Source organism: Streptomyces sp. ISL-66, from assembly GCF_018614135.1.
GTDB lineage: Bacteria > Actinomycetota > Actinomycetes > Streptomycetales > Streptomycetaceae > Streptomyces.
Window position 1 is genome coordinate 26,329 of sequence record NZ_JAGGOW010000123.1, and the last position, 7,926, is coordinate 34,254.

At 70.8% G+C, this 7,926-nt stretch carries 10 protein-coding genes; 8 read left to right on the forward strand and 2 right to left on the reverse strand.

Features of this window, described 5'->3' with window-relative positions; all coding sequences use genetic code 11:
- Positions 1 to 10 precede the first annotated feature (10 nt).
- The 4 genes from J7E97_RS23475 to mutM all read left to right on the forward strand — a co-directional run bounded on the left by J7E97_RS23475 (position 11) and on the right by mutM (position 2,752).
- Positions 11 to 661 carry a DUF177 domain-containing protein gene (locus J7E97_RS23475; protein WP_251055021.1) on the forward strand — a complete coding sequence of 217 codons (651 nt, stop codon included), beginning with the start codon at positions 11 to 13 and terminating at the stop codon, positions 659 to 661.
- Positions 662 to 663: 2 nt separating this feature from the next.
- A complete protein-coding gene (gene rpmF, locus J7E97_RS23480) occupies positions 664 to 837 on the forward strand; it encodes a 50S ribosomal protein L32 (RefSeq protein WP_003965982.1) in 174 nt (57 codons plus the stop codon).
- Between the two features lie 19 nt (positions 838 to 856).
- A complete protein-coding gene (gene rnc, locus J7E97_RS23485; RefSeq protein WP_215030622.1) occupies positions 857 to 1,744 on the forward strand; it encodes a ribonuclease III in 888 nt (295 codons plus the stop codon).
- 129 nt (positions 1,745 to 1,873) lie between these two features.
- Positions 1,874 to 2,752 (forward strand): bifunctional DNA-formamidopyrimidine glycosylase/DNA-(apurinic or apyrimidinic site) lyase, encoded by an 879-nt coding sequence (mutM, locus tag J7E97_RS23490; RefSeq protein ID WP_215030625.1) that lies wholly within the window; start codon positions 1,874 to 1,876, stop codon positions 2,750 to 2,752.
- Here mutM and J7E97_RS23495 read toward each other — a convergent pair.
- The gene (locus tag J7E97_RS23495) at positions 2,716 to 3,168 is read right to left on the reverse strand and encodes a helix-turn-helix domain-containing protein (RefSeq protein WP_215030628.1); all 453 of its coding nucleotides are present in this window, start codon (positions 3,166 to 3,168) and stop codon (positions 2,716 to 2,718) included. The genes mutM and J7E97_RS23495 overlap by 37 nt on opposite strands.
- Before the next feature lie 130 nt (positions 3,169 to 3,298).
- Here J7E97_RS23495 and J7E97_RS23500 point away from each other — a divergent pair, with 130 nt between their 5' ends.
- Positions 3,299 to 3,910: a flavodoxin family protein gene (locus tag J7E97_RS23500; protein ID WP_215030631.1), complete on the forward strand. Its 612-nt coding sequence runs from the start codon at positions 3,299 to 3,301 to the stop codon at positions 3,908 to 3,910.
- Between the two features lie 321 nt (positions 3,911 to 4,231).
- On the opposite strand, the gene J7E97_RS23505 is transcribed toward J7E97_RS23500, so the two are convergent.
- Positions 4,232 to 5,122, reverse strand: a complete 891-nt coding sequence (locus J7E97_RS23505; protein ID WP_251055017.1) for a CAP domain-containing protein — start codon at positions 5,120 to 5,122, stop codon at positions 4,232 to 4,234.
- Positions 5,123 to 5,230: 108 nt separating this feature from the next.
- On the opposite strand from J7E97_RS23505, the gene J7E97_RS23510 reads away from it, so the two are divergent.
- The 3 genes from J7E97_RS23510 to J7E97_RS23520 form a co-directional block, all read left to right on the forward strand.
- A complete protein-coding gene (locus J7E97_RS23510; RefSeq protein ID WP_215030634.1) occupies positions 5,231 to 5,512 on the forward strand; it encodes an acylphosphatase in 282 nt (93 codons plus the stop codon).
- Between the two features lie 359 nt (positions 5,513 to 5,871).
- On the forward strand, positions 5,872 to 6,087 hold the full coding sequence (locus J7E97_RS23515) for a hypothetical protein (RefSeq protein ID WP_215030637.1): 216 nt from the start codon (positions 5,872 to 5,874) through the stop codon (positions 6,085 to 6,087).
- Between the two features lie 165 nt (positions 6,088 to 6,252).
- On the forward strand, positions 6,253 to 7,926 hold a 1,674-nt coding region (locus J7E97_RS23520), incomplete at its 3' end, for an AAA family ATPase (RefSeq protein ID WP_215030640.1).

A 7,926-nucleotide genomic window follows, 5' to 3' on the forward strand; every position in this document is an offset into this window, starting at 1 on the left:
AGGAACGGCCCTGAATACCCGCCTCGACCACCGCAACCCCCTCGTGTTCGACACGCACGAGCTGGGTCGGCGTCCTGGTGCCATGCTGCGGCTGTCCCGTGAAATCGCGGCACCGGCGGACCTCGGTCTCGCCGGAGTCATCGGAGTGCCGGAAGGCAGTCGGCTGAACCTCAAGCTCCGCCTCGAGTCGGTCATGGAAGGGGTGCTTGTCACAGGCACCGTCCGTGGATCGGCGACGGGGGAGTGCGTAAGGTGTCTGGAGTCCGTCGAGCGCGAGCTCAAGGCGGACTTCCAGGAGATGTTCTCGTACCCTGACGCCGACGACCGGACCCGCTCGAAGGCGGAGCCGGCCGACGACGCCGAGGACGACGAGGACACGCTTCTTCTCGAGGACGGCTTGTTCGACCTCGAACCCGTGCTGCGCGACGTGGTGGTGCTCGCACTGCCACTGCAGCCGGTGTGCCGGGAGGACTGTCTCGGACTGTGCCCCGATTGCGGGCTCAGCTTGAACGACGACCCGGACCACCACCATGACGCCGTCGACATCCGTTGGGCGGCATTGCAAGGACTCGTCACCGATCAGGGCGTCGAGAAGGACAACATGAGCGGCACTGCCTCTGACGGAGTTCAGAGCGACGCCGCCGAGAAGCAGGAGAAGTAGCCGTGGCTGTTCCGAAGCGGAAGATGTCGCGCAGCAACACGCGCCACCGCCGGTCGCAGTGGAAGGCTGCGGTCCCCACCCTGGTTTCGTGCGAGCGTTGCCAGGAGCCGAAGCTCCAGCACATTGCGTGCCCGAGCTGCGGCACTTACAACAAGCGCCAGGTCCTCGAGGTCTGAGCGGCTGGTGAGAGGCGCAATGTCTGAGCTGTCCCATGCTGAGAAGCAGGCAGACAGAAACAACGCGGCCTCGTCCCACACGCTTCTGGAAGGGCGGCTCGGGTACCACCTCGAGTCCGCCCTTCTGGTGCGTGCACTGACCCACCGCTCGTACGCGTACGAGAACGGCGGTCTGCCCACCAACGAACGGCTGGAGTTCCTCGGGGACTCCGTGCTGGGCCTGGTGGTCACGGACACGCTGTACACGACCCACCCGGACCTGCCGGAAGGCCAGCTGGCCAAACTGCGGGCCGCGGTCGTCAACTCACGCGCACTGGCGGAGGTCGGGCGCGGCCTCGAACTCGGCTCCTTCGTCCGGCTCGGCCGGGGCGAAGAGGGCACGGGTGGCCGGGACAAGGCCTCCATCCTCGCCGACACCCTTGAAGCGGTGATCGGCGCGGTCTACCTCGACCAGGGCCTCGACGCGGCCTCGGAGCTGGTTCACCGGCTCTTCGACCCGCTCATCGAGAAGTCCTCGAACCTGGGTGCCGGCCTGGACTGGAAGACCAGTCTCCAGGAGCTCACGGCAGCCGAAGGTCTTGGTGTGCCGGAATACCTGGTCAGCGAGACAGGTCCGGACCACGAGAAGACCTTCACCGCTGCCGCCCGCGTCGGTGGTGTCTCGTACGGCACCGGCACCGGCCGCAGCAAGAAGGAAGCCGAGCAGCAGGCGGCGGAGTCCGCCTGGCGCGGAATCCGCGCCAAGGCGGACGAGCGGATCACGGGGCAAGCCGTGACCGCGGTCGCTCCGGCCGCGACGTCGGACGGGGCAGCGGCCCCGGCCGATGCCGCAGTCGGCGTCGAGACCGGCGCCGACGCCGGGGATGGCGGGGCTCCGACGCCCGCCGCCCCGGCGCCGGGAGCCTGACGCTTCCTTCCGGATCCCCCCGCCCGCCCCTGCTCAGCAGGGGCGGGCGGACCCGTTTCCGGCCCCGGCCGGGGTGGCCGGTACGCTCGCGGAAGCTTTCGCGAACCGCATCCCACCCGGAGGAACACCGTGCCCGAGCTGCCCGAAGTCGAAGTGGTGCGGCGCGGCCTGGAGCGCTGGGTGGCCGGACGGACCGTCGACGCCGTCGAGGTGCTGCACCCGCGCGCGGTACGGCGGCACGCGGGCGGCGGCGCCGACTTCGCGGCGCGCCTGGCGGGGGAGACCTTCGCGGTGCCGCGCCGGCGCGGCAAGTACCTGTGGCTGCCGCTGGCGGAGCGGGACCTCTCCGTGCTCGGCCACCTCGGGATGAGCGGGCAGCTGCTCGTGCAGCCCGAGGACGCGCCCGACGAGAAGCACCTGCGCATCCGGATCCGCTTCCGGGACGGCGCCGGCACCGAGCTGCGCTTCGTCGACCAGCGGACCTTCGGCGGACTGTCGCTGCACGAGAGCGCGGCCGACAGCGAGGAGGGGCTGCCCGACGTCATCGCGCACATCGCGCGGGACCCGCTGGACCCGCTCTTCGCCGAGGCGGCCTACCACCTGGCGCTGCGCGCCAAGCGGACCACCGTGAAGCGGGCGCTGCTGGACCAGTCGCTGATCAGCGGGGTCGGCAACATCTACGCGGACGAGGCGTTGTGGCGCGCCAGACTGCACTACGAGCGCCCCACGGCCACGCTCACCCGGCTCCGGAGCGTGGAACTTCTCGGCCACGTCCGCGACGTCATGAACGCGGCCCTCGCCGTCGGCGGCACCAGTTTCGACAGCCTGTACGTCAACGTCAACGGCGAGTCCGGGTACTTCGACCGGTCCCTCGACGCGTACGGGCGCGAGGACGAGCCCTGCCGGCGCTGCGGTACCCCGATGCGGCGCCGGCCGTGGATGAACCGGTCGAGCTACTTCTGCCCGCGCTGTCAGCGCCCGGGGCGCATCGCGCGCGCGGCGTCGTAGGCGGCGCGGTTGTCCAGTACCTCCGGCATGGCGGTCTCCAGCACCGTGATGAGCGCGACCAGGCGGTGCGCGATCTCGACGCCGAAGGGCGTCAGCTCGTAGTCGACGCGCGGCGGGTTGGTCGGCTGCGCCTCGCGGTGGACGATGCCGTCGCGTTCCAGCGCGTGCAGCGTCTGGGAGAGCATCTTCTCGCTCACGCCGTCTACGCGGCGGCGCAGCTCGTTGAACCGCCACGGGCCTTCGCGAAGGGCGCCCACCGTGAGGCTGCCCCAGCGACCCGTGACGTGCTCCAGGGTCTCCCGGGAAGGGCATCCGCGGGCGAACACGTCGAACGTGGCGCAGGCGTCGGAGGAGGCTTCGGCGGTGGCAGCGGCAGCGGTCGCGTCGGCGGCTTCGCTACAGGGTGGGGTCTGCATGCTTTTAGCCTACTCCCGGGCAGCGCCAGCCATTCTGCTTGCGCTTTCTAAAAGTTAGTGGTTGGCTTCTTCTCGTCACACCAAGCACCGCGCTGCGTCCCCCCGCAGTGTTTTCCGAGGGAGATCTGCCTTGTCCGGTATCACTCACGCCCCCGTCGTCTCGATCGCCTACCACTCGGGCTACGGCCACACCACCGTCATCGCCGAGGCCGTGCGGGCGGGCGCCACCGACGCCGGTGCGACGGTGCACCTGATCAAGGTCGACGAGATCGACGACGCGCAGTGGGAGCTCCTGACCGCGTCCGACGCGATCGTCTTCGGTGCCCCGACCTATATGGGCACCGCCTCGGGCGCCTTCCACGTCTTCGCCGAAGCCACCTCCAAGATCTGGTTCACGGCCGGCTGGCAGGACAAGGTCGCCGCGGGCTTCACCAACTCCGGCTCCAAGTCCGGCGACAAGGGCAACACCCTGGACTTCTTCCAGACGCTGGCCTCGCAGCACGGCATGAGCTGGGTCAACCTGGGCCTGAAGCCGGGCTGGAACTCCAGCACCGCTTCCGAGAACGACCTGAACCGCCTCGGCTTCTTCGACGGCGCCGCCGCCCAGTCCAACAGCGACCAGGGTGCCGAGGGCGTCCACAAGGCCGACATCGCGACCGCCGAGCACCTCGGCCGCCGTGTCGCCGAGCAGACCCGGATCGTCCTCGCGGGCCGCGCCGCCCTCGCCGACGCCGCCGTCTGACGGGACCCCAGGGTCCTCCTCGCCGACCGTGCCGGGTCCGATCCACCCTGCACGGCGGGGCCCGTCGAAGTCAGGGCGGGCACAGGGGCACGGTGGTGCGCAGCGGAAGACCGCAGCGCACCACCGTGCCCTTCGGCGTGTGCGGCTCGGGCCGGTTCGCGCGGTCCGGCCGGCGGGGACGGGCGCTGACCGGCCGGGTGCGGCGGCGCCGGGACGCCCTGCGGCGTGCGGGGAATCGACCGGAAACCGTCGCCGCGCTCAGGCCGTGCCACAGGCTGCCCGGCACGCTCGCGCCGCGCCCCTGACGGGCCCCGATGTCCGCTAGAAGCCGAAGTCCTGGGTCCACCAGGGGCCGCCCGAGGCGACGTAGACCCCGACGCCCAGGGTGCGGAATTCGCAGTTGAGGATGTTTGCCTTGTGGCCGGGGCTGTTCATCCAGGCGTTCATCACGGCCGCCGCGTCGCCCTGGCCGCGGGCTATGTTCTCGCCGCCCATGCCCGAGATGCCGGCCTTGGTGGCCCGGTCCCACGGGGTGTTGCCGTCGGGGTCGGTGTGGTCGAAGAAGCCCCGGACGGCCATGTCCTTGCTGAAGGCGCCGGCCAGCGCCGCCAGCGGCGGGTTGGCCCGTACGGGACCGCAGCCGGCCTGCGCGCGCTCCTGGTTCACCAGGTTCAGTACGGCGGTCTCCTCGGCGGAGTGGCCGGTCGAGGTGGGCGGGGCCGCCGGGGCGACGGGAGGCTTCGGGACGATCGTCTTCCGCGGCGTCACCGGGGTGGGGCTGGCCTTCGGCGTCTTCGACGGCTCGGCCGAAGGCGTCGGGGAAGGACTGGCCGACGGGGACGGCGAGGCGGAGGGGGAAGGCGAAGCGGAAGGGGAGGGGGAGGCCGAGGCGGAGGCGGAGCCCGGACCGGCGGAGGCGCGGCCCGAGAGGTTGGCGAGGCCGCCCTGCTGCTCCGGCGAGCTCTCGGGGCTCGGCGACGCCTGGGCCTTGGCCTCCGTCTTCGCGTCCGAGCTCGAACCCGCGACCCCCACGTAGGGGAAGGAGGAGCCGACCGGGACGACGCCCGTGGTGACGGCCGCCGTGCCGAGCACCACGGCCACGGAGAGGCCGAGCAGACCGCCGCGGACGGCGGTACGGCGCTTCGTGCCGCTGCGGGGTGCGGCGTGGAGCCGGTGGCGTCCCATGGCGGCCAGCCCTTCTTCTTCGTTCAAGATCAACCTTTACTCACCCAAATGGGTGAGCTCATTGCTGCGCGACTGTACGCCATGGCGAATGGGGGTGCCGTGACCCGAATGTGTTTGCCCGGTTAGCGTTCAGGCATGAACGAAGATGTCCGCATGACCGCCTGGGTGCGCGGCCGTGTACAGGGAGTGGGCTTCCGTTGGTTCACCAGGGCCAATGCCCTGGAGATCGGCGGACTGGCCGGCTTCGCGCTCAACCTCGCCGACGGCCGAGTACAGGTGGTGGCCGAAGGTCAACGTGAGAATTGCCACCGGCTCCTGGAATGGCTGCACGGCGCCGACACGCCCGGCCGGGTGGTCGGAGTGACAGAGATCTGGGGCACACCGCGCGGTGGCTACGACGGGTTCGCGATCCGGTGACCGATCGACTGATCATGCACTGAACGGATCTCCGGATGGTCGGCACACGGTCGGATCTGCGCATTCGTCGCCGACGCGTTGCCGACCCGGGCGAATCGTGGAAGGCTCGGAGACGAGGATGATCTCCACGCCCCTTGCGGGGGCCGGGATGCCCGCCGATACGGGGCGTGATCGTGTTGACCGTCAAACTTTTTGGTGAGACGCTGGAAGCCCCGCGCACCTGAGCTGTTTGGCAGTGTTGGCAGTTGGCAAAAGAACACGAGCAGTGACTGGCAGTCGCTGCCGGACATCCGCGGGTGCGATTCCCTCACGACCCACACCGCTTTCGGTCGGTCACTCAGTGTGGAGGACCATCCATCATGGCAAAGGCGCTTCTCGGTTACGTCGGCGGTTCTGACCCGCGACTCCTCGCCGAGATGCGACGGCTTCAGCAGCGCGTCCAGGACCTCGAGTCCGAACTCGGACGGATCCAGTCCGAAAACGACGCACTGAACGCGGCCGCCGCACAGCACGGAGATTCGATGCTCGACGGCATTGACCTCGACGTACCCCAGGCGGAGCCTGCGCTCACCTGATCCGCGCTCCCTAGTCGCTCGACAATCTCGCATGATCTGCAAGGGACGCTTCGGCGTCCCTTCTTCATTTGTGGTTGCGCCAGGTGGGGGACCCACTCCTTTAACGTCTGATGTGCCCTGCACCTTCATGGGTGAAACCGACGGTGAAAGGTAGAGTCCGGCGGCGTGCACCTCAAGTCCATGACCCTGCGCGGCTTCAAATCCTTCGCCTCCGCCACCACCCTGCGTTTCGAGCCGGGCATCACCTGCGTCGTCGGGCCCAACGGCTCGGGCAAGTCCAATGTGGTGGACGCGCTCTCCTGGGTCATGGGTGAACAAGGAGCCAAGTCCCTGCGCGGCGGGAAGATGGAAGACGTCATCTTCGCCGGCACGACCGGCCGCCCGCCGCTCGGGCGCGCCGAGGTCTCGCTGACCATCGACAACTCCGACGGCGCCCTGCCCATCGACTACGCCGAAGTCACCATCACCCGGATCATGTTCCGCGGCGGCAGCAGCGAGTACCAGATCAACGGCGACACCTGCCGGCTCCTCGACATCCAGGAGCTGCTCTCCGACTCCGGCATCGGCCGCGAGATGCACGTCATCGTCGGACAGGGCCAGCTGGACTCCGTACTGCACGCCGATCCGATGGGCCGGCGCGCCTTCATCGAAGAGGCCGCAGGAGTACTGAAGCATCGCAAGCGCAAAGAGAAGGCGCTGCGCAAACTCGACGCGATGCAGGCCAACCTCGCCCGCGTCCAGGACCTGGGCGACGAACTGCGGCGCCAGCTCAAGCCGCTCGGGCGGCAGGCCGCGGTGGCCCGGCGGGCGGCCGTGATCCAGGCCGACCTGCGCGACGCCCGGCTGAGGCTGCTCGCCGACGACCTCGTGACGCTCAAGAGCGCCCTCGACGTGGAGCTCGCGGACGAGGCGGCGCTGAAGGAACGCAAGGAGACGGCCGAGGCGCGCCTCGCGGCGGCGGTACGGGCGGAAGCCGAGCTGGAGGAAGCCGTACGGGAGCTCGCGCCGCGGCTCCAGCGCGCGCAGCAGACCTGGTACGACCTGTCCCAGCTGGCCGAACGGGTGCGGGGGACCGCGTCGCTCGCCGACGCGCGCGTCAAGTCGGCCTCGGCTCCGGTGGAGGAAGAGCGGCGCGGCCGCGACCCGGAGGACATGGAGAAGGAAGCGGCGCGGATCCGCGAGCAGGAGGCGGAGCTGACGGCCGCGCTGGAGGCGGCCTCCCGGGCGCTGGAGGACACCGTCGAGCACCGGGCCGAGCTGGAGCGGTCGCTGGCCGAGGAGGAACGGCGGCTGCGGGACGCGGCGCGGGCCATCGCTGACCGGCGCGAGGGCCTGGCCAGGCTGACGGGCCGGCTGGGCGCGGCGCGCTCCCGCGCGGGCGCGGCGCAGGCGGAGATCGACCGGCTGGTCGCGGCGCGGGACGAGGCCCGGGCTCGGGCGGTGGCGGCGCGGGAGGAGTACGAGGCGCTGGCGCGGGAGGTCGGGGAGGACGACGCTTCGGCGGCGGGGACGGGGACGGGGACGGGGACGGCGTCGGGGACGGCGTCGGGGACGGCCCCGGGGATGGCGTCCGGGACGGCTTCCGTGCAGGAGGAGTACGAGGCCGCGCGGGCCGAGCTGGCGGCGGCGGAGGCCGGCCTCGGCGTGGCGCGGGACGCGCTGGCGACGGCGGAACGCTCACGGGCGGCGGTGTCGGCGCGACGGGACGCCCTGGCGATGGGGCTGCGTCGCAAGGACGGTACGGGCGCGCTGCTCGCCGCGCGGCTGGAGGGGCTGTTGGGCCCCGCCGCGGAACGGCTGTCGGTGGCCCCGGGGCACGAGGTCGCGGTGGCGGCGGCG